16 protein-coding genes are annotated in these 25,569 nt (G+C 59.9%); 10 read left to right on the plus strand and 6 right to left on the minus strand.

Going from position 1 to position 25,569, the window contains the following annotated elements:
• The first annotated feature begins 3 nt into the window (after positions 1-3).
• The 4 genes from NQ559_RS09765 to NQ559_RS09780 all read left to right on the plus strand — a co-directional run bounded on the left by NQ559_RS09765 (position 4) and on the right by NQ559_RS09780 (position 5,862).
• Positions 4-2,508, plus strand: a complete 2,505-nt coding sequence (locus NQ559_RS09765; RefSeq protein WP_026318172.1) for an OstA-like protein — start codon at positions 4-6, stop codon at positions 2,506-2,508.
• 137 nt (positions 2,509-2,645) lie between these two features.
• The gene (gene araJ, locus NQ559_RS09770) at positions 2,646-3,803 is read left to right on the plus strand and encodes an MFS transporter AraJ (RefSeq protein ID WP_018694752.1); all 1,158 of its coding nucleotides are present in this window, start codon (positions 2,646-2,648) and stop codon (positions 3,801-3,803) included.
• Positions 3,790-4,293 carry an NUDIX hydrolase gene (locus tag NQ559_RS09775; protein WP_018694753.1) on the plus strand — a complete coding sequence of 168 codons (504 nt, stop codon included), beginning with the start codon at positions 3,790-3,792 and terminating at the stop codon, positions 4,291-4,293. Before araJ ends, NQ559_RS09775 begins: the two co-directional genes overlap by 14 nt.
• A gap of 246 nt (positions 4,294-4,539) precedes the next feature.
• A complete protein-coding gene (locus tag NQ559_RS09780; protein ID WP_018694754.1) occupies positions 4,540-5,862 on the plus strand; it encodes a mechanosensitive ion channel family protein in 1,323 nt (440 codons plus the stop codon).
• On the opposite strand, the gene NQ559_RS09785 is transcribed toward NQ559_RS09780, so the two are convergent.
• The 6 genes from NQ559_RS09785 to NQ559_RS09810 all read right to left on the minus strand — a co-directional run bounded on the left by NQ559_RS09785 (position 5,831) and on the right by NQ559_RS09810 (position 13,612).
• Positions 5,831-7,492 carry a putative transporter gene (locus NQ559_RS09785; protein WP_018694755.1) on the minus strand — a complete coding sequence of 554 codons (1,662 nt, stop codon included), beginning with the start codon at positions 7,490-7,492 and terminating at the stop codon, positions 5,831-5,833. The two genes, NQ559_RS09780 and NQ559_RS09785, sit on opposite strands and share 32 nt — an antisense overlap.
• A 385-nt stretch (positions 7,493-7,877) precedes the next feature.
• Positions 7,878-9,266, minus strand: a complete 1,389-nt coding sequence (locus NQ559_RS09790) for a TolC family protein (RefSeq protein ID WP_018694756.1) — start codon at positions 9,264-9,266, stop codon at positions 7,878-7,880.
• Between the two features lie 6 nt (positions 9,267-9,272).
• Positions 9,273-10,382 carry an efflux RND transporter periplasmic adaptor subunit gene (locus NQ559_RS09795; RefSeq protein ID WP_018694757.1) on the minus strand — a complete coding sequence of 370 codons (1,110 nt, stop codon included), beginning with the start codon at positions 10,380-10,382 and terminating at the stop codon, positions 9,273-9,275.
• A gap of 25 nt (positions 10,383-10,407) precedes the next feature.
• A complete protein-coding gene (locus NQ559_RS09800; RefSeq protein WP_018694758.1) occupies positions 10,408-11,667 on the minus strand; it encodes an ABC transporter permease in 1,260 nt (419 codons plus the stop codon).
• 5 nt (positions 11,668-11,672) lie between these two features.
• Entirely contained in the window at positions 11,673-12,926 is a 1,254-nt protein-coding gene (locus tag NQ559_RS09805; protein WP_018694759.1) for an ABC transporter permease, read from the minus strand.
• Positions 12,923-13,612 carry an ABC transporter ATP-binding protein gene (locus NQ559_RS09810; RefSeq protein WP_018694760.1) on the minus strand — a complete coding sequence of 230 codons (690 nt, stop codon included), beginning with the start codon at positions 13,610-13,612 and terminating at the stop codon, positions 12,923-12,925. Before NQ559_RS09810 ends, NQ559_RS09805 begins: the two co-directional genes overlap by 4 nt.
• A 440-nt stretch (positions 13,613-14,052) precedes the next feature.
• Between NQ559_RS09810 and NQ559_RS09815 the strand changes: the two genes are divergently transcribed.
• From NQ559_RS09815 to NQ559_RS09840, 6 genes are read left to right on the plus strand one after another with little or no spacing between them, the layout of a single operon-like run.
• Entirely contained in the window at positions 14,053-16,884 is a 2,832-nt protein-coding gene (locus tag NQ559_RS09815; RefSeq protein ID WP_026318173.1) for a TonB-dependent receptor, read from the plus strand.
• A gap of 5 nt (positions 16,885-16,889) precedes the next feature.
• Positions 16,890-18,122, plus strand: coding sequence for a DUF4876 domain-containing protein (locus NQ559_RS09820; RefSeq protein WP_026318174.1), 1,233 nt, complete (start codon positions 16,890-16,892; stop codon positions 18,120-18,122).
• 3 nt (positions 18,123-18,125) lie between these two features.
• Positions 18,126-19,625 (plus strand): DUF6850 family outer membrane beta-barrel protein, encoded by a 1,500-nt coding sequence (locus NQ559_RS09825; RefSeq protein WP_026318175.1) that lies wholly within the window; start codon positions 18,126-18,128, stop codon positions 19,623-19,625.
• 17 nt (positions 19,626-19,642) lie between these two features.
• A complete protein-coding gene (locus tag NQ559_RS09830) occupies positions 19,643-21,247 on the plus strand; it encodes a fimbrillin family protein (RefSeq protein ID WP_154653986.1) in 1,605 nt (534 codons plus the stop codon).
• A 46-nt stretch (positions 21,248-21,293) separates the two neighbouring features.
• Positions 21,294-23,246, plus strand: a complete 1,953-nt coding sequence (locus tag NQ559_RS09835) for a 4Fe-4S binding protein (RefSeq protein ID WP_018694765.1) — start codon at positions 21,294-21,296, stop codon at positions 23,244-23,246.
• A gap of 60 nt (positions 23,247-23,306) precedes the next feature.
• Positions 23,307-25,478 (plus strand): S46 family peptidase, encoded by a 2,172-nt coding sequence (locus NQ559_RS09840; protein ID WP_033395118.1) that lies wholly within the window; start codon positions 23,307-23,309, stop codon positions 25,476-25,478.
• The last annotated feature ends 91 nt before the right edge of the window (positions 25,479-25,569 follow it).

Consider the following 25,569-nt stretch of genomic DNA (forward strand, 5'->3'; position numbering starts at 1 on the left):
ACCGTGCGCAGGCTCTTTACCATAGCTGCCGTCGTGCTGGCTGCGGGCAGTGTGATTTTCGCCCGCAGCGGGATGCAGGCACCCGGACAGGAGCCCGAGGCCGAGAAGAAACTCATCGACCTGAAGTCGGACAACATGGGCCCCATAGCCCCCGGCGACTCGGTGATCTTCCTGGTCGGCAATTTCGCCGCGCAGCATAACGGCGCTGTCATTACGTGCGACAGTGCCGTGCGTTATTCGGACATGCGGATCGAGTTCTTCGGCAATGTCCTCATCAACAAGAATACGACCTATATTTACGGCGACCGTGCCGAATACAACGGCGAGCTGAACGAGGCGCGGGTCTATTCCGACATCGTCAAGGTCGTCGACGGCGATGCCACGCTCTATACCTACCGGTTTGTTTTCAACACGAAGGAGAATATCGGCCAGTTCGCCGACGGCGGCGTACTGATAAACCGGGACAACCGGCTCGAATCGGTGCGCGGCTACTATTATGCCAACACCAAAGACCTCATTTGCGTAGACCGCGTCGAGATGCGTAACGACGAATACGAACTCAAGGGCGACTCGGTGGTCTACAACATGGCCACCGACAACGCTTTTTTCTTCGAGAATACCAACATCTGGAACAAGGACGGCGACTACCTCTATGCCGACCGGGGCGCGTACGACAAGGCCGATACGCTTTACCGGGTCACGCGCAACGGTTATGTGCTGACCGAGAAACAGGAGATGTGGAGCGACAGCATCGACTATTTCCGCGCCAAAGACCACGTGGTGCTGTGGCGGGACATCCAGATCGACGATACGGAGCACAAGGTGCTCGCCTTCGGCGATTACGGCGAGTATTGGAAGGAGCCGGGCGATGTATTCCTCACGCGGCGCCCCTCGGTGGTGAGCTACGACCTTACGCAGGGCGATTCGCTCTTCATGCGTGCCGACTCGATGTTCCTCTTTACGGTCAACGAGAATGCCCGGCGCCGGGCTGCGGAGAAGGCCGCGGCCGATTCGCTTGCGCGTATGAGGGCCGATTCCCTGCAACGGCCCGATTCGCTGGGGCAGCATCCCGATGGATCGGCCGTCACGGCCGGCCCCGAGGGCGGACGTATTGTGCCCGGGCTGCGTCCCGGCAGTGCAGCCGATTCGCTTTCGTCGGCCGGTGGAACGGATTCGCTCGCCGCAGCTTCCGGCCCCGATTCGCCGGCGCATGGTTCGTCGGGGGCGGATTCGCTGCACATGGCCGATTCGCTCTCCGCGCCGGGCAGCCTGCCCGACTCGCTGGACAGGGCTGCAGATACGCTGACCGTTGCCCAGCGCAAGGCCCTGCTCAAGGAAGCGGCGCGCAAGGCCAAGGCCGAAAAGAAGGCCGCGGCAGCCAAAATCAAGAAGGCGCAGCTCGATTCGATAGCCGTCAGACGTAAGGAGAAGGCCACGGCCAAACTGCTGTCGCAAAAGGAGCGCGAGGAGGCGCGTCTGGCCGCCCGGAGGCTGAAGGCTGCGGCGAAACTCAAAGCCCGGCAGGCGCGTGCCGCCCGCAAGGGAAAGGTGATCCCGGTCGATTCGGCGGCCCTGCGCGAACTGGATTCGCTCATCGAGATGAACATGGCCGAACAGGATTCGCTGCTCAACCTGCTGGCCGATTCGCTGTTGGCTGACACGGGGGCGATGGCGCTCCCGGCCGATTCGGTCGACTCGCTCGCCCTGCCGCGCGACAGCATCTACCGCCTGATGAAAGGTTACCGCGACGTGAGGATCTTCAGGTCGGATTTCCAGACCGTGTGCGACTCGATCGTGGCGATCAGCACCGATTCGACGATCCACCTCTATATTGACCCCGTGTTGTGGAACCAGAGCAACCAGATCACTTCGGACGTAATGGATATTTTTACCGAGCGGCAACAGATCAAACGCGCCGAATTCATCGGCAGTCCGATGATGGTCAGCCAGCTCGATACGACACATTACAATCAGGTGGCGGGCAAGACCATGACCGCCTACTTCTACAACAACCAGATATACCGCAACGACGTCAACGGCAATGCCCAGACCATCTATTACATGCAGGACGGCGAGCCGCCCGAGATCACGATGATGGGCGTTATCGAGAGCGGCGACTGCTCGTTCTATATCGAGGACAAGCAGGTGGTGCAGATCGTCTACCGCAACGAAATCACCGATGCCTTCTATCCGATGGACAAGATTCCGCCCACGCAGGAGCTCTACCTGAAAGGCTTCAAATGGGAGGGCGCGCGGAGGCCTGCGCAGGCCGACGTGTTCGACCGCAGGATACGCCCCTCGCAGCGGGCGGCGCGTTCGCAAATGCGGCATCCCGATTTCCCGATCATGATGCGCATCGAGGAGCATAAGAAACGCCTGATCGAACAGCGCCGCTGGGCCGATCGCAACGACCAGGTCGACCCGCTCACCGTCGAGTGGATGCGCGAACTGGGATACGAGGTCGGGCAGCCGCGCGAGCCGCAACGCCCCGCGCCGCAGGCCGAATAACCGGCGCCGCAACTCTCTGCCGGTAATTCGGATGGTCTATGCAACCATACGGAAACCGTAACAAAAGGCGAAAAGCGAAAAACTTTTCGCCTTTTGTGTTATTTTTGCAGCCGGTTATTCGTCAGTTGGTTTTACATATGAAAAAAAGTCTGATTGCACTGGCATTCGGGACACTTGCCCTGGGAATGTCGGAGTTCGTGATGATGGGCATCCTGCCCGATATCGCCCGCAGCCTCGGGGTTTCCATCCCCGAGGCCGGGCATCTTATTTCGGCCTATGCCCTGGGCGTTTGCTTCGGGGCGCCGCTTACGGTGCTGGTAGCCCGGACGCGTCCGCTCAAACAGATACTGCTGGTGCTCACGGCCCTGATCGCCGTCGGGAACCTGTGCGCGTCGCTGGCGCCGAATTACTGGATGCTGATGGCGATGCGCTTTGTGTCCGGCCTGCCGCACGGCGCCTTTTTCGGTGTCGGGTCGATCGTCGCAGAGCGGGTGGCGGATGCGGGGAAGCGCACGGAAGCCGTTTCGATCATGATCGTCGGCATGACCGTCGCCAACCTGTTCGGCGTGCCGCTGGGTACCTATATCAGCAATGTGCTGTCATGGCGCACGACCTTTGCGATCGTCGCCGTATGGGGCGTGGTGGCGCTGACGCTCGTAAGGATGTGGGTGCCCCGCATGGAGCCGCTGCCCGATACGGGGCTGAAAGGGCAGTTCCGGTTCCTGCGCAGCCTTGCGCCCTGGCTCGTGCTGGCATCGGTGATGCTCGGCAACGGCGGGATCTTCTGCTGGTACAGCTATGTCAGCCCGCTGATGATCCACACCTCGGGTTTCACGGAGGAGAACCTTACGCTGGTTATCATGCTGGCCGGTTTCGGCATGTTCGCAGGCAATATCCTCGGCGGGCATCTCTCCGACCGTTTTACGCCCGAGAAGGTCGTGCGTTTTACGCTGGCCGCGGCCACCCTGACGCTGCTCGGGATTTTCTTCGGGGCACATGTCCACTACCTTTCCGTCGTGCTGATGACGCTCTGCACGGGTTGTCTGTTTTGTGTCTCGTCGCCGCAGCAGTTGCTGATCCTGGAGAATTCGCGCGGCGGTGAGATGCTCGGCGCAGCCCTCGTGCAGGTGGCCTTCAACCTGGGCAATGCGCTGGGCGCCTACTGCGGGGGCCTGCCGATCGCCCGCGGGCTGGGCTATGAATATACGGCGTTGCCCGGTGCGGGGTTCACCCTGTTGGGGTTGCTGACGGCCGTGGTTTATATCCGTAAATATCCCCGCCATGCGATGCGATAACGGTGCGGAGCTGTTTCCGGTGGTCGACGAGGCCGGGAACGTGGTCGGGTCGGCGACACGTGCCGAATGCCACGGCGGGGGTGGGCTGCTGCATCCCGTGGTGCACCTGCACCTGTTCAATTCGCGGGGCGAGTTGTACCTGCAGCGGCGCCCCGTGTGGAAGGATATCCAGCCCGGGCGCTGGGATACGGCCGTGGGCGGGCATGTCGACTACGGCGAGACGGTGGACGACGCGTTGCGGCGCGAGGTGCGCGAAGAACTCGGCGTGACGGGTTTCGTGCCCGAACGCGTGGCGGTGTACGTGTTCCGCTCGGAGCGCGAGCGCGAATTGATCTATGTCCACCGCACGGTGTACGACGGGGAGGTCGTCCCGAGTGACGAGCTCGACGGAGGGCGTTTCTGGAGCCGGGACGAAATCCTGGCGAACCTGGGCAAGGGAGTATTCACGCCCAATTTGGAGGGCGAGGTGAAGCTGGTGCTCGGGGTATAATTTTTTTTCGTATATTTGTAACCGGGAAACTGACTATGAAGCGACTGCCCTGCATACAGCAGGGTATTATCCGGCACTGGCCGGTGCGAGCCGTGGGGATTGACGCCGATCCGGAAACGCATGTCTTGCGATGATGCCTGCCGCCGGGCTTTCCCAGTCGCCGTTGTCGTCCCGTAGCCGGGGTTTCCGCCGCTGATAACCACGAAGGCCGTTTCCGACAGGTCTGAAATTTGATAGAAATACCGTATGCAGTCTCTCCTTACACATTGGGCCGACGCCCTGCTCGCATGGCTCGGGCTCACTTCCGCATTGAATAACGGCTGGGATCGCTGGGTGGCTTTCTCCCTGGTGCTGCTGGCTGTCGTGCTTTTCGATTTCCTGTGCCGCACGGTGCTCGTGCACGGGATGAGGCGCATCGTGATGCGCACCAAAGCCACGTGGGACGACGAACTGTTCAGTTCCGCCGTGCTGAGCCGGTTGTGCAATATCGTCAGCGCCATCGTGCTGGTCATCGTCCTTCCCGTAGTCTTCGACGAACAGTCGGAAGCCAGGACGATCGTCACGCGCCTGGTGCAGGTGTACATCGTCGTTACGGTCTTCCGTTTTATCAATGCCCTGCTTTATGCGGCTTTCAACATCGTCTCGGCGCGTCCAGCGTGGCAAAACAAACCGATCAACGGGTTGCGCCAGACCGGGCAGGGGATCGCGGCGCTGATCTGCGGCATCCTGATCGTCTCGATCCTGATCGGCAAGTCGCCCGCCATCCTGCTTACGGGGCTGGGCGCTTCGGCGGCCGTCATCATGCTGATTTTCCGCGACAGTATCCTCGGCTTCGTATCCGGCATCCAGCTCTCGGCGAACGACATGCTCAAGGTGGGGGACTGGATCACCGTGCCCAAATACGGTGCGGACGGTTCGGTGATCGAGGTGTCGCTCACGACCGTGAAAGTGCAGAACTGGGACAATACGATCGTTACGCTGCCGCCTTACCTGCTGGTGAGCGATTCGTTCCAGAACTGGCGCGGGATGCAGGCGTCGGGCGGGCGCCGCGTGAAGCGTTCGGTGAACCTGGACATGACGAGCGTGAAATTCTGTACGCCCGAGATGCTGGCCCGATACCGCAACATAGACATCATCCGCGAATATATCGATCAGACCGAGCAACGGGTCGAGGAGTACAACGCCGCGCATGGCATCCGCCCCGGCGAACGCAAGATCAACGGCCTGCACCAGACCAACCTCGGGGTATTCCGTGCCTATCTGGAGCGGTACCTGCGCAACGAGGTGCCTGTCAACAAGGGGATGACCCTGATGGTGCGCCAGCTGCAACCGACGGAGACGGGATTGCCGATGGAACTCTATTTCTTTACGGATACGGTGGTGTGGGTGGATTACGAACGCATCCAGTCGGATGTCTTCGACCATGTGCTGGCCGTCATCCCCGAGTTCGACCTGAGGGTGTTCCAAAACCCGTCGGGAAGCGATATCGAGGCGCTCCGCCACCTGAGGGAGCCGGGCGCACCGGCGAAACCGGCGGTTACAGGAAAACCATCAGCATCACCTGAATGATAATCACCCGCAGGAACATGCAGAGAGGGTAGACCGTGGCGTACGAAACCGACGGGTTGTCGCCCTCGATCGTGTCGTTGGCATAGTTCAGTGCCATCGGGTTGGCCATGCTGCCGCACAACATGCCGGCGACCGACCCGAAGTCGATGCGCAGGATGCGCAGGGCGAAGATGCCCAGCAGTACGACGGGGACGAACGTCAGCAGGAATCCCAGCAACAGCCATAGTGCCCCTTCGGGGCGCATGACCGTCTCGAAGAAGTGCGTGCCCGCCTCGAGCCCCAGGCATGCGAGGTACATCGACAGGCCCAGTGCCCGGAGCATCAGGTTGGCGCTGTATGTGGTGTAGGTAATCATGTGCAGGCGCGGGCCGAACGTGCCGATCAGGATGCCGACGATGATCGGGCCGCCTGCCAGACCGAGCTTTACGGGCAGGCTGATGCCCGGGATGCTTACGGGGATGCTCCCGAGCGTGAGCCCGAGGATCAGGCCGACGAAGACTGCCACGAGGTTGGGCTCTTCGAGGTTCTTCACGGCATTGCCGAGAATCTTTTCCACATGCTTGATCGCGGCGGCTTCGCCCACGACCGTCAGGCGGTCGCCCATCTGCAAACGCAGGTCGGGGGTGGCCAGCAGTTGTACGCCCGAGCGGTAGACGCGGCTGATGTTGATGCCGTAATTGTTGCGCAGGCGCAGCGAGGAGAGTTTCTTGCCGTTGATTTCGGGGCGCGTCACGAGGATGCGCTGCGAGGTGAGCTGGCTGTCGACGGCGTTCCAGTCGATGTTCTCCGTATTCCAGTCCGTCTGTTCCTGCTCCCCGAAGATCAGGCGCAGTGCGTCGGCCTCGCCCGGGGTGGTGATCACGAGGATGACGTCGTCCTTCTGCAACGTCTTGTCGGAGGTGGGAATCGAAACCTGCCCTTCGCGCCAGACCCGCGAAATGACGAAGTGGTGGTGGCTCTGCGCAGCGATCTCGTGGACGCTTTTGCCGAAGACGGCCGGGTTGGTCAGGTGGTAGCTGGCGATGAAGACGTTTTTCCGGTGTTCGGCGTCCGGCTCCGGCATGTCGGCGGGGCGGACGAAGAGTTTGCGGATGAAGACGATGGCCAGGATGACGCCCACTACACCCAGCGGATAAGTCACGGCGCAGCTCAGGGCGGCGCCGCTGGAGTCGACACCCATCTGTTGCAGCGCCTGCTGCGCGGCACCGAGTGCCGGGGTGTTGGTCGTGGCGCCGCACAGGATGCCCGACATGTCGGGCATCGAGACATGCAGCGTATAGCTCATTGCCACGGCCAGCCCCGTGCCGAGCAATACTACGGCCAGAGCCGGCGACATCAGGCGCAGCCCGTCAGCGCGCAGCGAGTTGAAGAAACCGGGGCCGACCTGCAGGCCGAGGGCGTATACGAAGATGATGAGCCCGAAGCTCTCGGCATAGTTCAGCATCGCCGGGTCGATCGACAGCCCGAAATGCCCGGCCAGGATACCGGCGAAAAAGATGAATGCCACGCCCAGCGAGATGCCGAAGATGCGGATCCTGCCCAGTGCGATCCCGATCGTCGAAATGAGCGAAATAACCACGACGGCCTGCAGAGCCGAGTGTTCGACGAATAAACTTTTAAGCCATTCCATCCTTTCCGTTTGAGAATTTGCTGCAAAAGTAGGGCAAATTTTTCAGATAGCCGCTTTTTTGCAGAACCTTTTGTGGGCTCATTGTGCCTGTGTGCAACATTTTCGGCCGGCAAGGTAAATCATTTCAGCCCCATGTTATGACAAAACAGGCCCCGAGGTATGCAGTTCAGGATAATTTACATATCTTTGCACTACCCTACTTCACACAGGGGATGGAGGGGGTAATTAGTGACGCAAAAGGGCTTCTGTGCCGGGTGGGAGTCTGAAAATCTTACCCGGCCGCTGCCGGAAAACTTTAGGGATTGGTTATTCCGGACAGCATCAGGGCGGTCGATAACGGCCGCCCTGATTTGTTTATTGTGTACGATGTGTTCACCTCTCCGGATCACAGTTTCAGCGGTCTTCCGCGGTAAAAATCCAGTATTTTCGAACGGAATACGAATTCGTATTTTGCCTGCACGAGTTCCGACTCGGCTTTTTCCATGCGGGTTTTGGCATCGTTGAAATCGAAAATGGTCGAACGTCCCGATTCCGCCTTCCGCTGCTCGTAGGCGAATGCCACCTTCGCCGAGGCGAGGGCCACGCCGGCCGAACGGTATTTGCTGTACGCCGCATCGGCGTTGTACCACGCCTGTTCGATCTCCTTGCGCAGCGCCAGCTCGGCTTCGGTCAGTGCGAGCCGCTGGCTGCGGGCCGAAAGCTGTGCCGAGCGGATATTGTTGCGCGTGGCGCGGCGGTTGAAGATCGGGATGTTCATCGACAGTCCGACGTATTCGCGGCTGTTGTGGCGCATCTGGGCCCAGAACTTATCGCTGTCGGCGCTGTACACCCCCGTGCCGTAGCCGCCTGAAAGCGAGATGGAGGGATAGAGTGCCGATTTGGCAATGAGGACTGAATTCTCCGAACTTTCGAGCCGCAGCCGCTCCGCCTTGATATGGGGACGGTTTTCCGCCGCATAGTTGTAGACCTCGTCTGCCGTGCCGAGCCGGTGCAGCGAGGCGAGCGTCACGCTGTCGAGCTCCGGAACCACGACGTCGAACCCTGCGGCGCTCTCGCGGTTGAGGGCCTGGCTCAGGTTGAGCAGTGCCAGTTGCAGGTCGTTGCGGGCCTGGGTCAGGCTCAGCTGGTCTTTGGCTTGAAGCGCCTCGCTTTCGTACCGGGCCGATTCCGGCTGTTTGCCGGCGGCGACCAGTTCGCGGCTCTGCGTGGCCTGCAGGGTGCTCAGGGCGAGCTGGCGTTCGGCCACGTCGGCGAGTTCCTTGTTGTAAAGTACCTCCAGGTAGAGTGTCATGACGTTGATCGACAAATCTTCGCGGGCACGTTCCAGATCCTGCATGGCTGCGGCGAGGTCGAGCTTGCCGCCTTTGACCTGGCGGTTGATGCGCATGCCCTGGAATACGGGGATGCTGGTCGAGATGTTGAGCGATCCCGAGGTCTGGTTGTTGTCCTTATAAGTATTGTCGCTCGAGAGTACGCGGCCGAACGATGCGTCGCCTCCGATCGAGGCGTTCAGGTCGGGCAGGCGGCTGTATTTGGCCGTCGAGAGTTCCACCTCGTTCTGTTCGACCTGCAGGGCGCGTTGCTGCACGTCGATATTGTTGGCCAGGGCATACCCGATGCAGTCGTCGAGCGACCAGGGCGTGCCGGGTGCCGGTGCTGCGTCGGCTTGAGGTGCAGCCGGTGCGGGCTGGGCCCCCGCGGGCATTGCGCAGAGTGTGGCGGCAGCTGTGCAGAGTGCGGCGAATAGGGTGCTGGTTTTCATGCTGCGGTGCATTTGGGGTTATTTCTTCTTGTCTTCCTTCGCGCCGCGGACTTTGTCGTCGGCGGTCACGCCCTCGGTAAGCTCGATGTTGATGCCGTCCGAAAGGCCGATCTTGACTTCGCGTTTGTCGAAGGTCTGCTCTGCGGCGTCCTCGGCGCTCGTGAGCAGGTAGACATACGTTTTTTCGCCCTCGAATTCGACGGTGCTCTCGGGAAGCGTCAGCACGCCTTCGCGGCTTTCGATCACGATGCTGGCGTTGGCGCTGTACCCGGCGCGCACGAAGACGTCGGCGGGAATCTTCACGGCGGCCTTCACTTCGAACATGATGACGCCGTTATCCTCGGTCGCCTTGGGCGAAACGTATTCCAGGGTAGCGTCCAGCTCGACGTTCTGCAGGGCGCCGATCGTCAGCTTCACGGGCATGCCCTCGTGCAGTTTGCCGACGTCCGTTTCGTCGACGTTGCCCCGGAAGAGCATGTTCGACATGTCGGCTACGGAGGCGATGGTCGTACCGTCGTTGAACGTGTTGGCCTGGATCACCGAGTTTCCGACCTTGATCGGCACGTCGAGGATCATACCGTCGATCGTCGATCGGATCTGCGTGTTGCTGAGCTCCTTGTAGCGGCTGGTGATGCCGTTCTTGACGATCTCCAGATTCTCTTTGGCGTTCAGCAGTTCCTCCTCGGCTTTCTGGAGGTCGGTGCGCCCCTGTTCGAACTCCTCGTCCGAGACGACGCCCTTGTCGTGCAGTGTTTCCGTGCGGCCGAATTCGCGGCGGGTCTGCGCCAGCGATATTTCGGCTACCGAGACGCGCGATTCGGCGCTCGAAAGCTGTCCCATCTCCGGGACGACCTTCACCGTGGCGATCACCTCGCCCTTGCGCACCATCTGGCCGGCCTCCTTGTAGACGTCGGAAACGATACCCGAAATCTGGGGCTTGATCAGCACCTCGTCGCGGGGTTCGACCTTGCCGGTGGCGACCACGAATTGTTTGAGCGTGTCGAGTTTGGGTTGTACGATCGTGTAGACTACCTTTACCGGACGGGTCTTCTGCCACAGGAACACGAACGTTCCGAGCAACAGCGCCGCAAAGAGCACACCCAGAAAGATTTTCAGAAATTTTTTCATAGCCGTAATCTATTGAATTTGATTGTTATTCTTCACGTATTGCATCCACAGCCTTGATGCTCAGGGCCCGGTAGGCGGGGATGACGCCCGCCAGCAGGCTGCCCGCGACGAGGATGAAAAGCGCCAGCATGCCTGTCCCGAACGATATTTGCCACGAGATCTCGGCACCCTCCTGGGCCACGGTCACCGCCTGGTAATAGATCGAGTCGGCGACCGACAGCACCCCGACCGCGGCCGTGAGGCCGACCACCCCGGCGATGAAGGTGAGGATGAAACTTTCGGAGAGTATCTGCGAGATGATGGCCGTGGGCGGTGCGCCCAGGGCGCGGCGTATGCCGATCTCCTGCGTGCGCTCCTTGACCAGCACCAGCATGATGTTACTCACGCCGACGATGCCGGCCAGCAGTGTCCCCAGGCCCACGATCCATGTCAGGAACCCGATGCCCCAGAAGAGGCTCATCACCTTGTCGAACATCTCGGCCGTGGCCATGCACCAGGCGGCTTTCTCGTCGTCCGGCGAGATCAGGTGCTTGGCGAAGATCACCGACTTGCAGGCGGTTTCGACCTCTTTGCTCGGGGTGTCCTCCCGGCCGGCGATGGCCAGCATGTGGATCGAGTTGCCCCCGCCGTACATCTGCTGCGCGAGCGAGATCGGGGCTACGACCGTGCGTTCGACGTTGCTGAACGACATGGCCGTGCTCTGGCGCCGCATGACGCCGATGATGGTGAAATAGCTGTTGTTGACCTTGATGACCTTGCCGGTCGGGTCTTCCATTCCCGGGAACAGGTCTTTCTGGATCTGGGTGCCGATGACGCAGACCTTGCGCTTCTGCGCCATGTCGACGTCGTTGATGAAGCGGCCGTAGATGATCTTCTGCGGGTTGATCTGCTGGTAGTCGGGCATATAGCCCATCAGCGAATAGTCGCCCTTGCGTTCGTTGTAGCTGCAATGGATCTCCCCGCCCCAGTAGACGCCCGAGGCGTACTGCACCTCCTTGAGCCCCCGGACGTTTTCCACGTCGTCGTTGTTCATGCGCCACCAGCGGTTCTTGGGCATGCCTTTGTAGGGGAGCGAGGTCTGCGAAGGCTGTATGAGCAGCGTGTTGGTCGACATGTCGCCCAGCTGCGCCCGGAACAGGCGCCCCAGCCCCATGCCGGCACCCAGCAGTACGGTAAGCATGAAGATGCCCCAGAAGACGCCCAGTGCCGTCATGATGCTGCGCTTGCGGTTGCGGGAGATCGTCTGCCATATCTCGTTCCAGCGGTCTGTATCGAAAAATCCCATGGCTTCTACTTGTTATAACGCAGGGCGTCGATTGTCTTGAGTTGTGCGGCCCGGTAGGCGGGGACGTAGCCTGCGATCAGGCCGGCGATGACCAGCACGACCGTCGCGCTGACCGCAACGCCCAGGTCGAGCGTCGGGTTGAGGAAGATCGACGGCGCATGGCCGCCGCCCGTCGGCGTCTGGTTGAGCATGTAGTTGACCCCTTCCATCATCGCCACGCCGAATACCATACCCAGGTACCCGAATACGGCGGTTATCATCACCGACTCGGTGAGGATTAGCCTGATGATCGACACGGGCTTGGCGCCCAGCGCCTTGCGTATGCCGAATTCGGAGGTGCGCTCCGTGACCGTCACGAGCATGATGTTGCTCACGCCGACGATGCCGGCCAGCAGCGTCCCCAGGCCGATGATCCAGACGAAGACGTTGATGCCTGCGAAAACCATCATGAAATTCTTGTAGGTTTCCATCGTATTGTCGAGCCAGATGGCGCTTTCGTCGTCGGGGGCGAAATGGTGCTCGGCGGAAAGGCGCCGGATGACGCGCTTTTCGAACTCCTTCATCGCCTCGGTGGTGTGGACGCCCTTGATGGTGATGATGGCATTGTTCACTTCGGGGCTGTTGGCGTTGTAGAGCAGCTGCCCGGTGGTCAGCGGAATGTAACACGACGAACTGCTGCGCTGGGCGTCGCCCTTGTAGACACCGACCACGGTGAATACCGTGCTGTCGAGCTTGATCCTGGCCCCCAGCGGATCGGCTCCTTTGAATAGCAGGGACTGCATGGCCTGGTCGATGACCAGCGACTTGCGGTATTCGCGGATGTCGGCGTCGTTGACGAAGCGCCCCTTTACGATCTCCACGCCCTCGATCTGTTCGATCTTGGGCAGCGAGCCGCGCAGCCAGACCTTGGTGTATTCGTTCCCGTAGGTTGCCGTATGGTTGTCGAACCACGAGTTGGCAGCCACTTCGTCTACCTCGGGGAATTCCCGGGCGAGGATTTCGAGGTCGCTGTTCCACAGGCGGATGCGGCGCCCCTTCTGGTAGCCCATGTAGGGCTTCGAAGTACGGCCGCCGTAGAGGTTGATCGAGTTGGTGGCGTAGTTGCCGAAATTGGAGGTTACGCCGTTCTTGAGCCCGTTGCCCGAGCCCAGCAGGATGACGAGCATGAAAATGCCCCACGCGACCGAGAAGCCCGTGAGGAACGTGCGCAGCTTGTTGCGGCGCACCGATGTCCAGATCTCCAGCAGCAGTTCCCTCATCGCTTTCCGAGTCCGGTTTCGGTGATACTGCTGATGACGCCGTCCGTAAGACGGATGATCTTGTCCGTTTGGTCGGCGATCGACTGTTCGTGCGTGACGCAGATGATGGTCATGCCCATATCAACGTTCACGCTGCGCAGCAGGTTCATCACTTCCTGCGAGGTGGCGCTGTCCAGTGCGCCCGTGGGTTCGTCGGCTAGGATGATCTGGGGCTTGTTGATAAGCGCCCGGGCGATGGCCACGCGCTGTTTCTGGCCGCCGGACATTTCGTTGGGCATGTGGTCGGCCCACTCCCTGAGCCCCAGCATGTCGAGGTATTCGAGTGCCTGGGCGTTGCGTTTGCGGCGCGAGATGCCCTGGTAGTAGAGCGGCAGGGCGACGTTTTCGACGGCGTTCTTGTAATTGATCAGGTTGAAGGACTGGAAAATATAGCCGATCATGTTGTTGCGCGCGGCGGCGGCCTGCGTTTCGCTGAGGTTCTTGATCAGCCGTCCGGCCAGGTAGTAACTGCCGCTGTCGTAGTCGTCGAGAATCCCGAGGATGTTCAGCAGGGTGGATTTTCCTGAACCCGAGGCGCCCATGATCGAGACCAGTTCGCCCTTTTCTACATCGAGGTCGATGCCTTTGAGCACGTGCAGGGGTGACCCATTATTATAGGTCTTGTTGATGTTTTCCAGCTTTATCATATTCAGTCTGCCGTTATAAAGCGGTTTGCGATGTTGAGGGTTACAATCTGTAAGCGGTGTGTGAGGCGCTTGGGACAAAGGTAATAATATAATCTTGAAAAACAATTTATTTTTATCGAAAATCAATAAAAAATTACCAAACACCAATAAATGTGGTTATAATATCGGCAAATGTAAGCAAAAAATGCATACTATGCAATACAGAGTACTGAAAATCATATATTAATCTTTCCGACCTATATAATATAAAGATGGGAAAACCCCGTTTTATGCGCATATCCCGGTAGGGTGGCCGGTGAAAATCCCCATAAATGGCGATTGCCGCCTGAGGCCCGAATCGCTATTTTTGCAGGCAAAAATTACGTTATATGTTAAAAAAATAACATAAACGGTTTATGGGTAATGCTTTTTCGTTATATTTGTTGCGTTAGGTCAAGCATATGAGGAAACTTTTACTACTGTTTTTATGCACGATTGTCCCGGCTGTCGTGTCGGCGCAGCGTCTCGACGTTACGGGACGGGTGCTTGTAAAGGATACCGGCAAGCCGATCGGACAAGCAGTCGTCGAATTGCCGCAGTCCGGATTGTGGGCCGTGGCCGATGCCGACGGAAACTTCACGGTGAAGGGAGTCCCGGCCGGGGAAACGCGTTTTGTCGTTTCCTGCCTGGGGTTCGTTACCACCGAAGCCGAGGTCGACGTGCGTATGGGGATGGGGCCGGTCAGGCTTTATGCCCCCGAGGATAACCTGAAACTGGAGAGCGTCGTGGTGACGGCCAAGGAGGCGCCCAACGCCATGGCTACGTCGCGTACGATCGGCGGCAATGCCATCGACCACCTGCAAATGGTCAATGCGTCGGACATCTCGGCACTGCTGCCGGGCGGCAAGACGGTCAACCCCGACCTGATGAAGGACAATGTCTTCTCGCTGCGCAGCGGCGGGAGCACGGCCGGCAATGCGGCGTTCGGTACGGCCGTCGAAGTCGACGGCGTACGCCTTTCCACCAATGCTTCGCTGGGCGACCCGACGGGTGCCAGCACACGTAACCTGTCGGCGACCAACATCGAGTCGGTCGAGGTAGTGACCGGCGTACCTTCGGCCGAATACGGCGACATCTCGTCGGGCGTGGTGAAAATCTCGACCCGCAAGGGCAAGACGCCCTATACGGTGACACTCTCCACCAACCCGCGCACCAAACAGATCGCCGCCTCGAAGGGCTTCGACCTGGGTCAAAACCGCGGCGTGCTGAACAGCAACGTCGAGTATACGCGGGCCACGAAGAACCCTGCGTCGCCCTACACCTCCTATTCCCGCACGGGGCTGGCGCTCAACTACCAGAATACCTTCGCCAAGGTGCTGCGCTTCAACTTCGGCGTGACGGCCAATATCGGCGGTATGAATACCGAAGACGACCCCGATGCCCAGAAAGGCGAGTGGGAGAAGGTGCGCGACAATGTGCTGCGTGCCAACACCTCGTTCAAATGGCTGCTGAACAGGTCGTGGATCACGAGCCTGGATTTCGATGCGTCGCTCAACTATACCGACAACCTTGCGCGCAAGCGCACCTATAATCTCAATTCGACCTCCCTTCCGGCCGTCCATGCCGAACAGGAAGGGTATTACATCGCCGAGATGCTCCCTCCGGTCTATTATTCGACCAAATACGTCGATTCCAAGCAGCTCGACTATGCGGCCAACCTCAAGGCCACGTGGGTGCGCAGCTGGGGCGACGTGCACAGCAATGCCAAGGTCGGCGCTTCGTGGCGGGCCAACGGTAATGTCGGGGACGGGGAGTACTATGCGACTCCCTCCCTCGCGCCTAACGGTTACCGCCCCCGTCCGTATACGGACATCCCCTATATGCATAACCTCGCGGCCTACGTGGAGGAGACGCTGACTGTGCCGCTGGGGGCGACCACGCTGCAACTGATGGCGGGCCTGCGTGCCGAAAAGACTTTTATCAAAAATACGCAATACGAGAATACGTCGAGCCTCTCGCCGCGCTTCAACCTGAAATTCCGCATCAACGACCGTCTGACTGTCCGCGGAGGCTGGGGCATCACCGAGAAACTGCCGTCGTTCAACGTGCTTTACCCGCTGCCCGAATACCGCGATACGCCCGTGTTCGCTACCAACTATGGGTCGGGGCAGAGCGCCTATGTCTACCACACGCAGCCTTACCAGATACTCTACAACGACAACCTGAAATGGCAGCGCAACCGCAATTCCGAGGTCGGCGTCGACCTGCGTATCGGGGGTACCTCGATCTCGCTGGTCGGCTATTTCAACCGCACGAAATACCCCTATAAGCTGAGCGCCGCCTTCGAGCCGTTCTCCTATAATATGATGGGCGTGCCCTCCACGCTGCCCGACGGGACTGCATACACGATGCCGGCGAACCCGGCTTTCCGGGTCGACAGCCAGACGGGCGAAATCTTCGTCCGTGACAAGGACAACCCCTCGGCCGGCTGGATCGCCATGCAGACCACTTCCACGAAGCGGACGTTCGTCAAGAATACCTACCAGAACAACGGTTCGCCCGTAGACCGCATGGGGCTGGAGTTCGTCGTGGAATTCCCGCAGATCAACCCCATCCGCACGCAGCTGCGGCTTGACGGGGCTTACGGCTATACCAAATACGTCAACGAGGGTGAGGCATGCTACTATCCCTCGACCTCGACCGGCGGCGAGTTCTACCCCTATGTGGGGGTTTATCTCGATAACGGGGGCAGCTCCAACGTCACCTACAACGGCCGGAAGCTGCATGCGCTGGATATGAACCTCACGGCCACGACGCATGTGCCCTCGATCCGTATGATCATCTCGCTGCGGCTCGAAGCCACGCTCGTGAAGCGCTCGCAGAACCTCTCGGAGTACAGGGGGCGCGAATATGCCTTCAATGTCGACGAGGATCGTAACCCCACCGGCGGGAGCATCTACGACGGAGACAGCTATACGGCGATCTGGCCTGTGGCCTACATCGACCTCGACGGCAACCGCCATCCCTTCACCGATGCCGAGAAGAACGATCCGGCCTTCTCCTCCCTGCTGTTGCGTTCGGGCAATGCCTACTCTTTCAACGGCGACGGTTACGACCCCTATTTCTCGGCCAACCTGAGCATCACGAAGGAGATCGGCGACCATGTCTCCGTCTCGTTCTACGCCAATAACTTCACCAATTCGCGGCCCTTCGTCGCGTCGTACGCCACGGGTGTCAAGGCGGTCTTCACACCCGATTTCTATTACGGACTTACGGTACGTCTTAAATTCTGAAAACGATGAGAAAGATACTTTGCATATTGTCCTGTCTGCTGGTGGCCGGTTGCACGTCGTTCGACAGGAACCCTTACGACGGTGCGCTGCGCGAACTCCGTGTGACGGCCGTGTATCCCGAGGGGTACGCCGGCTATCTGCGCGAAGGCGTCGCGGTGAAACTCTCCGACCGCAATACGGGCAATGTTTATACCGCCCTGACCGATGCGCAGGGCCACGCCGGGTTCCGCGTCGCTGCCGGGCATTACCGTCTCTCGGTGCTCGACCTGCCCGACGATTCGGCGGTATTCAACGGTACGATCGAGCAGGTCGACCTTGTCGGCGAGGACAAGGAAGTCGACGTGGCGCTGAAATTTTCCAAGCCGGGTACGATCCTCATCAAGGAGATCTACTCGGGCGGCTGCATGCAGGATCCGCCGGCGACGGGGACTTATGCCGACGACAAATATATCATCCTGCACAACAACGGTTTCGAGACCTATTACCTTGACGGGCTGTGCCTGGCGATGGTCGCCCCCTACAACTCGCAGGCCGCCAATCCCTGGACGAGCACCGACCCTTCGGGCAACATCGTTTTCCGTGATTACGCCGCCGTACCCGACTGTATCTGGATGTTCCCGGGCTCGGGGACGGATTTCCCGCTGCAACCCGGCGAGGATGCCGTGGTGGCCTACCATGGCGTCGACCATACGCAGACCTATTCCCAGTCGGTGAACCTCAACCGCAAGGGCTGTTTCGTGCTCTACGACATGGTATACTATCCCGGCAACAAGTTGCACCCCACGCCTGTCCCGGGCGACCAGATCGACCAGGCGCATTACATGAAGGTGCTGAAAAAGACCGGGACGAATACGGCCGTCGTCTACGTGATCTCGCAGAATTCGCCCGCCGTGATCCTTTTCCGGGCGCCCGAAGGGTTCGATCTGGATGCCTATCTGGCCGACGACCTCCAGTCGACGGTTCAGAGCGGCAGCATCACCTATTCGAAGATCCCGTGGGACGACTGGATCGTGGACGGCGTCGAGGTATGCAACATGACCGAGGCGACCAAGCACAAACGCCTGCACACCGATGTGGATGCCGGTTACGTCGGCTTCTCGGCCAAGGCGCAGGGACATACCCTGCACCGGAAGCTGGATGAAGCGGCCACGGCGGCTGCCGGCTTCGAAAGGTACGTGGATACCAATAACTCGTCGAACGATTTTTATGAGCGTGAGACACAATCTTTGCGAGATTAGCCTATGAGACGGATTTTAACGATACTGATGTTGGCCGCCGTCTCTGCTGCCACGGCGCAGGAGCGTTTCGACTATATTTTCCGCCGCAACCCCTGGAACGGCGGCCCGAACGCTGCGGGTATCCGGCAGGACTCCCTGAGCCGTTCCTATGCCGAAATCTATTTCACCAAGGAGAACGGCGGGCTTACGGGCCACTCCGCGTCGGACGACAGCTGGAATGCCGGGGCGAAAACCGAGTCGGTGCGCCACCTGAAGAAGGTCTCGTTCGCGGGCGGGTTCGGCTACGACTATTTCGACGGCCGCAACATGTGCGGCTCGATGTTCACCGAACCGGGGTATTATCCGGTGGACATCCTCGAATTTACGCCGGGGCGCAAGGTGCGCGAGGATTATACCTTCACGGGCGGTATGTCGGCCGTGCTGGGCAACCGGTGGACGGGCGGCCTGCGCGTAGAGTTCGAAGCCCGCAACTATGCCAAGCGCAAAGACCTGCGCCATAAGAACACACGGCTGGATTTCGAATTTTCACCCGGTATAATGTACCACGCGGGGCGTTTTGCCGCCGGTGCGGTCTATATCGTGGGTACGAACAGCGAGAAGGTCGATGCGGAAGGCGTGGGCCCCGGTGCCGATCTGTACGAGGCATTCTTCGACCGGGGACTGCTCTACGGGTCGCTGGAGAAGTGGGGGAGCACCGACATACACCTCTCGACCAACGGCGTTTCGGGATTCCCCGTCCGCGAGAATACGCAGGGGGCGGGCGTCCAGTTGCAATACGGGCCGTTCTATGCCGACGTCGCCTACCGTAACAGGCAGGGCGAGACGGGCGAGAGCCGCATTATCTGGCATCTGTTCGAAACGCACCAGGTGACGGCGAACGCCGCCCTGTCGCTGGGAACGGCACTGCGCAGGCATTTCGTGCGCGTGAATCTCGACTGGCAGACGCTCCGCACCGACGAGAACATCATCACCACCGAGACCATCAACGGCGTGCAGACCATCACCATACACGGTTCGACACCGACTTTCGGGCGCAAGGGGCTCGACCTTGGGGGCGAATACGAGTTCGTGGCACCGCATACGGATTTGCGTGCCGGGGTCGGTTATTCGCAGCTCAACCGCGAATCGACGCTGATGTACCCCTATGTCAAGGGGCAGAAGCTCCACTTTACCAAGATATATGCCTCGCTGATCCGCACGTTCGGCCTCTGGGAGCTGACCCTCGCGGCGGATTACCGCCTGGGAGGTTTCTCGGAGTGTGAAACGCAGTTCGAAACCCCCGGCGTGCAGCCGGGCGAATATCCCGGGCAGCTGACCGCTTACTACGATTACGAAAACGAATACCTCACGGCCAAACGGCTGGGGGCGGCGCTCGGGCTGCGGCGCAATATCAAACGGTTCTATGTCGACGTGTTCGCGCGTTACGAACACGGTTTCGGACTGGAATACGTCGCGCAGCCCAACCGGGTCGCGGCGACGCTGAGTGTAGGATATAATTTTTAAATTCAAAAGGATAGATTATGAAAAAGATTTTGACATTGATGGCAGTCGCGGCGATGGCTTTCACCGCCTGCTCGAAGGAAGAAAGCACCGGAACGGGCGACAAGCAGGTGCGCATCACCCCGACGATCGCCAACCCTGCGCTGACGCCGGCAAGCATGTCGTCCGGCACGCGGGCGACGGACACCGATTTCGAGCTGAACGACAAGGTCGGCCTCACGATCACGATGACGGCGGACGGTTCGGCGTTCGTGGCGAACAAAGAGATGTCGTTCGACGGCACGGACTTCAAGACCGAGGGTTTCCTCTGGTACGAAGATGTCAACGCCACCTCGACGCTCTTCGCCTATTATCCCTACCAGGCCGGTGCCGCGGCGCCTGCGGAGTTTTCGGTAAAGGCGGATCAGAGCGGTGTGAACTACACGGCTTCCGACCTGATCGTGGCCGTGAAGACGGGGGTCAAGCCCACGCTGTCGTCCACGCAGATGACCTTCAAGCACAAAATGTCGCGGATCGTCATCAGCGTGACCAACGAATCGGGTTTCGACATCCGGGACATCGTCATCAAGGGTGCTGTCGGCACCGGTGTGCTCGATCCTGCCACGGGCGATTTTACGGCCAAGGCGGGTGCCGAGGCATCCGACGTGACCGCCAATACGGCTACTGCCGAGAAAGTTTACTACGCGCTGCTGGTGCCGCAGAACGGTGTGCAGCTCAAGGTTACGGTCACCACGGCCGATGGTAAGATGCGTACGCAGACGCTCGGCACGACCGACCTCAAGTCGGGTGAGAACCGCCGCATGGACTGCAACGTGCAGCCGGCTGACATTCAGGTGAAATTCAGCGGCCCGATCGCGGGCTGGGTCGACGGAGACGACCTGCTGCCGGACGGCGACGGCGAAGTGGAGACCCCGACCGTCGAGTGGGGCGGCGTGAAGTACAAGATCGTCACGCTCAAGGACGGCCGCACGTGGATGGCCGAGAACCTGCGCTATGTTCCCGAAGGCAAAACCATATCGAGCGACCCGAAGGACGGCAACGGGGTGTGGTACCCCTGCAACCTCTCGAAAGCCGCCGACCCGTCGTTGACTGAGACCGCGGGCCTGCTGTACAGCTATCCCGTGATGCTGGGAATGACCGACGAGATGACGGGCACCAATTTCGACCAATACGAGGGTGCGCAGGGTATTTGCCCCGACGGGTGGCATATCCCGACGATGGCCGAGTGGCTCAAGCTGGCGGGTGTCGGCAGCGGCAGCCTGTCCGACCCGACGTCGCCCTATTTCGACAAGACGCAGAGCGGCGGTTCGATTGCTGCGCTCAACAAGGACGGTTTCAATATTGCGGGCTGCGGCTATATCAATGCGGCGAGCGCCACGGCGACCCCGGCCTATATGGCCACGGTCTCGGCTGTCGACGCTTCGGCGTTCGGCATGGGATATTTCCCCAGCTCGACGGGTTACAAGGTTACTTACAATACGGCCGACGATCCGGAAAGCGGCATCAAGAACATCCAGTATTATGCCGGCATGATAACTTACAACAAGAGTTACAATCGCATGACAATCGCTTACCAGGGTGGTTATTGCGCCGCTCCCGTCCGCTGTATCAAGGACAAGGAGTGATCCTCACCCCCGCACACACAAACACACACAACACAAACAACAATAAATGAAACGTAAACCTAATTATCTGAAGCACCTGCTGCAATGGGGCGTACTGGCCGCCATTGCGGGCACGGTGCTTTGGGCCAAATTGAGCGACAAACCCGTCGATGTCGAGGCATATTGTCCTTTCGGCGGGTTGCAGGCTTTCGGTACCTATGTGGTGAACAACTCGCTGGCCTGCTCGATGTCGATGCTCCAGATCATGATGGGCCTCGTGCTCGCCGTGGGAGTGATTCTGTTCAGCAAACTTTTTTGCGGATACCTCTGTCCGCTGGGCACCGTCGGCGAGTGGATGGGGCGTGCCGGGAAAAAACTGCACCTGCAGGTCGATGTCCCTTCGGGCAGCGTCGTCGACAAACTGCTGCGCGTGGTGAAGTACGTGCTGCTCTTCACGATCCTCTATTTCACGCTCTCGTCGAGCGAGCTGTTCTGCAAGAAACTCGACCCGTTCTATGCCGTGGCTACGGGTTTCAAGGGCGAAATCGTGCTTTGGATGTCGCTCACGAGCCTTGCGCTGCTGCTCCTGGGCGGCTTCGTGGTGAAGATGTTCTGGTGCAAGTATATCTGTCCGCTGGGAGCTGCCAGCAACATTTTCAAATTCACGCTGCTGTTCGTGATCGCCGCCCTCGGCGGCTGGGCGCTCGGTGCGCTGGGCGTTGCGAACGCATGGGTATGGACGATCGGCGGCGCATGTCTTGCCGCCTATATCGTCGAGATCGCCAAGATGCGCAGCTGCACCTTCCCCCTGATGTACATCAAGCGGGACTTGAACACCTGCAATAATTGCGGACTGTGCGAAAAGAAATGTCCCTACCAGCTTCCGATCCATGACTATGTGAAGGTGAAGCATGTCGACTGTACGTTGTGCGGCAACTGCATCGGTGCGTGTGCCAAGGATGCCTTGCAGGTCAACGGCCGCCGTTCGCTGCGCTGGGTGCCCGGGTTGCTGGCCGTGGTGCTCTTCTTCCTGGCCATATGGCTGGGTTCCACCATGGAACTGCCGACGATCGACGAGAAGTGGGGCGACTACGAGAAGGTCGAGAACCTGCAGACGTTCGAGATGGAGGGCTTGCAGACGATCAAGTGCTTCGGTTCGTCGAAGGCTTTTTCGGCCAAGATGCAGGCCGTGCAGGGCGTATACGGCGTCAAGACCTTCGTACGCCGCCATGGTGTCGAGGTGCTTTACGACCCGGCTGCCACCGATACGCTGAAGATACAGGCTGCGATCTTTGCGCCGACGCTGCGCAAATATGCCATGCCGGGCGAGCAGGTGCCGATGCTCGACGTGGTGAAGCTCGGCGTCGAAGGGCTCCACGACCGGATGGATATGATCTATTTCGGCATGGTGCTCCAGAAGATCGAGGGAGTCTACGGCTTCACGTCGGAGTTCGCCTGTCCGGTGGATGTGACGGTCTACGTCGATCCGGCTGCCGGTATTACCGAAAAGATGTTCGGGGAGGCGATCGACGCCAAGGAACTGGTCATCCCGACCAAGGAGAGCGAGAAGGTGATCCCGATGCATACGGTGCTTAAAAGCTATGCGGTCGCCGGACAGGTTTCGCGTGAAGAGTTTGCGCAGATCATGTTCCGCGATGTGGAGAAGCTCGCGGGCAGGTTCGTTGCCAACCAGGAGAAGTGGGGGGACGACGAGCAGTTCCCCAAGGCGGTCTACGAGATGGTATTCCCCGGTATCGAGAAGATGCCGATCCGCAATGCGTTCCCCTATTTCAAGAGCTTCCTTTCGTGTACGGACGGCATCGTGTCCGTGGATTTCGTCCTGCGGGATATGAAGCCCGTGATGCGCATCCGCTATGTGAAGTCGATGTGGGACGACGCGAAGCTGTGGAAAGAGGTTTTCCAGGCCGAAAAATGGACGCTGCGCATGGCTGACGGCACCTTCAAGGAGGCTGACCCGCGGCTGAAGTTCACGACCGAGGGTAAGACCGTCGAAGAGTAACCCTAAACTCAACGGGAGGGCGTCGGCGACGGTGCCCTCCCGTTTATAAGAATGAAAGATATGAGAAGATGGATAGCCTGTCTGGCCGTTGTGCTGCTCTGTATGCAGACTGCAAGGGCCGACGAGGGCATGTGGCTGATGCACCGGCTGGCGGAGATTTATCCGCAGATGAAGGCCCGGGGACTGAAAATCAAGGATAAGGAGATTTACAACGAGAAATCGGCGGCGCTGGCCGATGCCGTGGTGGCTGTCGACGGCGGCATGGGGACGGGCAGCATGATCTCCGACCAGGGGCTGATGATTACCAATCACCATGTGGCTTACAGCGACATCTGCGCCCTGTCGACGCCCGAATGCAACCTGCTCGAAACGGGATTCTGGGCACGTACGCGCGATGAGGAGATTCCCGTCCCCGGCAAGACCGTGTGGTTCGTGCGCAAGGTGGTCGACGTGACCGACGAGGCCAATGCGCTCAAGGAGGAGATGAAAGCCGCCGGGAAATGGGGCATGATGGCCCCGCGCCGCCTCTATGCCGAACTGGAAGGGCGCTACGGCCGGGAAACGGAGTGCGAGGTGTCGTGCTACTCGATGTGGGGCGGCAAAATGTACCTGATGTTCTACTACGACATCTACAAGGATGTGCGGCTGGTGGGTACGCCGCCTGCGTCGATCGGTGCCTTCGGCGGCGATTACGACAACTGGGGCTGGCCCCAGCACAAGGGCGATTTCGCGCTTTACCGCGTCTATGCCGACCGGGAGGGACGCCCTGCGGCCTATTCCGCCGACAATGTGCCGCTCAAACCCCGCCGCGTGTTGCAGGTCGCCACGGGCGGCGTGCATGACGGCGACTTCGCAATGGTGATCGGATTCCCGGGGCGTACGAACCGCTATGCGTCGTCGTTCGCCGTGGCCGAGAAGCAGCGTGTCCGGAACCCGATCGTCGTGGCCAACCGCCATGACCGGATGGATATTCTCAAACGCCATATGGAACGCGATCCGCGGGTGCGCATGGAGTATTCGGATGCTTATTTCGGCCTGAGCAACTACGCCGACTACGCCAAGTGGGAGAACAAATGCCTGCGCCGTTTCGACGTCGTGGCGATCCGTGAGGCCGAGGAGGAACGCCTGCAGCGTTGGATCGAGGCCGATTCCGCCCGCAAGGCCGAGGACGGGACGTTGCTCGAAGAGCTCGCGCGCGGTTACGAGGCGCGGCAGGGCGCCGAGCGCAACCTCAATTATTTCCGCGAGGCATGGCTCGGCCCCAGCGAGGCGCTGCTCGTGGCCAACCGCGTGTCGTCGTACCTTGGCAAACTCGAACGGCTGAAGCAGGACTCGCTGATCGTGGATTCGAAGGATGCCCGAAGCGTCGTGGCCGGGAGCGGCCGCCTGCGCCGTAACTACGATGCCGCGACCGACCGCGACCTGTTGGCGCGGATGGTGGTGAACTTCACGGCCAACGTGCCGCGCGAGATGTGGGGCGTGCAGTTGCAGGCGATGTACGACCAGGCGGGAGGCGATGCCGACCGTATGGCGCGTGCGGCGTTCGATGCTTCGTTTTGCAGCGACCCCGTGCGTTACGATGCCTATTTCTCGAAGAACCGGTCGGTGGCCGAAATACGCCGTGACCCCATGGTGGCGCTTACCGAATCGGTCACCGTACAGCGTTTTACGGGCGGTGTGGACAAGGCCGAAAAGCGCGGCCGTGCGCATGTCGGGCGGAGCGAGAGCCGCTATGCCGACCTGCTTTACGATTTCCGTGCTTCGGAAGGACTGGCGCAGTATCCCAATGCCAACTCGACCATGCGCCTGACCTACGGTAACGTGCAGCCCCTGAACCCTTCGGACGGCGTGCATTACGATTCGCGTTCGACGATTGCGGGCTATATGGAGAAGTACAACCCCGACGAATACGAATACCGTGTCGACGACCGTATGCGGCGGCTGATCGCCAAACGGGACTGGGGACGCTGGGGCGAGAATGGTACGCTCTATGTCAATTTCCTGACCGACAACGACATTACGGGAGGCAATTCGGGCAGCCCCGTACTCGACGGCAGGGGGCACCTTATAGGGCTTGCGTTCGACGGCAACCGCGAGTCGATGGCCGGCGACGTGTGGTTCCATCCCGAATTGGCGCGCACGGTGTGCGTGGATATCCGCTATGTGATGTGGGTGATCGACAAGTATGCCGACGCCGGGTGGTTGCTCGACGAAATGAAGTTCGCAAAATAACCCGGTGTGCCGGTGGTAACCGCGGCATCCCGACGTGTCAAGCAGACCTGCCAATTGGCAGGTCTGCTTTTGTTGCAGGGGCATAGCTGTC

The organism is Alistipes onderdonkii (assembly GCF_025145285.1).
GTDB classification, from domain to species: domain Bacteria; phylum Bacteroidota; class Bacteroidia; order Bacteroidales; family Rikenellaceae; genus Alistipes; species Alistipes onderdonkii.

Coding starts and splice junctions, on each gene's coding strand:
- NQ559_RS09835 (WP_018694765.1), top strand. CDS start 21,294: ATGAAACGTAAACCTAATTATCTGAAGCACCTGCTGCAATGGGGCGTA.
- NQ559_RS09820 (WP_026318174.1), top strand. CDS start 16,890: ATGAGAAAGATACTTTGCATATTGTCCTGTCTGCTGGTGGCCGGTTGC.
- araJ (WP_018694752.1), top strand. CDS start 2,646: ATGAAAAAAAGTCTGATTGCACTGGCATTCGGGACACTTGCCCTGGGA.
- NQ559_RS09830 (WP_154653986.1), top strand. CDS start 19,643: ATGAAAAAGATTTTGACATTGATGGCAGTCGCGGCGATGGCTTTCACC.
- NQ559_RS09795 (WP_018694757.1), bottom strand. CDS start 10,382: ATGAAAAAATTTCTGAAAATCTTTCTGGGTGTGCTCTTTGCGGCGCTG.
- NQ559_RS09800 (WP_018694758.1), bottom strand. CDS start 11,667: ATGGGATTTTTCGATACAGACCGCTGGAACGAGATATGGCAGACGATC.
- NQ559_RS09825 (WP_026318175.1), top strand. CDS start 18,126: ATGAGACGGATTTTAACGATACTGATGTTGGCCGCCGTCTCTGCTGCC.
- NQ559_RS09785 (WP_018694755.1), bottom strand. CDS start 7,492: ATGGAATGGCTTAAAAGTTTATTCGTCGAACACTCGGCTCTGCAGGCC.
- NQ559_RS09780 (WP_018694754.1), top strand. CDS start 4,540: ATGCAGTCTCTCCTTACACATTGGGCCGACGCCCTGCTCGCATGGCTC.
- NQ559_RS09810 (WP_018694760.1), bottom strand. CDS start 13,612: ATGATAAAGCTGGAAAACATCAACAAGACCTATAATAATGGGTCACCC.
- NQ559_RS09840 (WP_033395118.1), top strand. CDS start 23,307: ATGAGAAGATGGATAGCCTGTCTGGCCGTTGTGCTGCTCTGTATGCAG.
- NQ559_RS09815 (WP_026318173.1), top strand. CDS start 14,053: ATGAGGAAACTTTTACTACTGTTTTTATGCACGATTGTCCCGGCTGTC.
- NQ559_RS09805 (WP_018694759.1), bottom strand. CDS start 12,926: ATGAGGGAACTGCTGCTGGAGATCTGGACATCGGTGCGCCGCAACAAG.
- NQ559_RS09790 (WP_018694756.1), bottom strand. CDS start 9,266: ATGCACCGCAGCATGAAAACCAGCACCCTATTCGCCGCACTCTGCACA.
- NQ559_RS09775 (WP_018694753.1), top strand. CDS start 3,790: ATGCGATGCGATAACGGTGCGGAGCTGTTTCCGGTGGTCGACGAGGCC.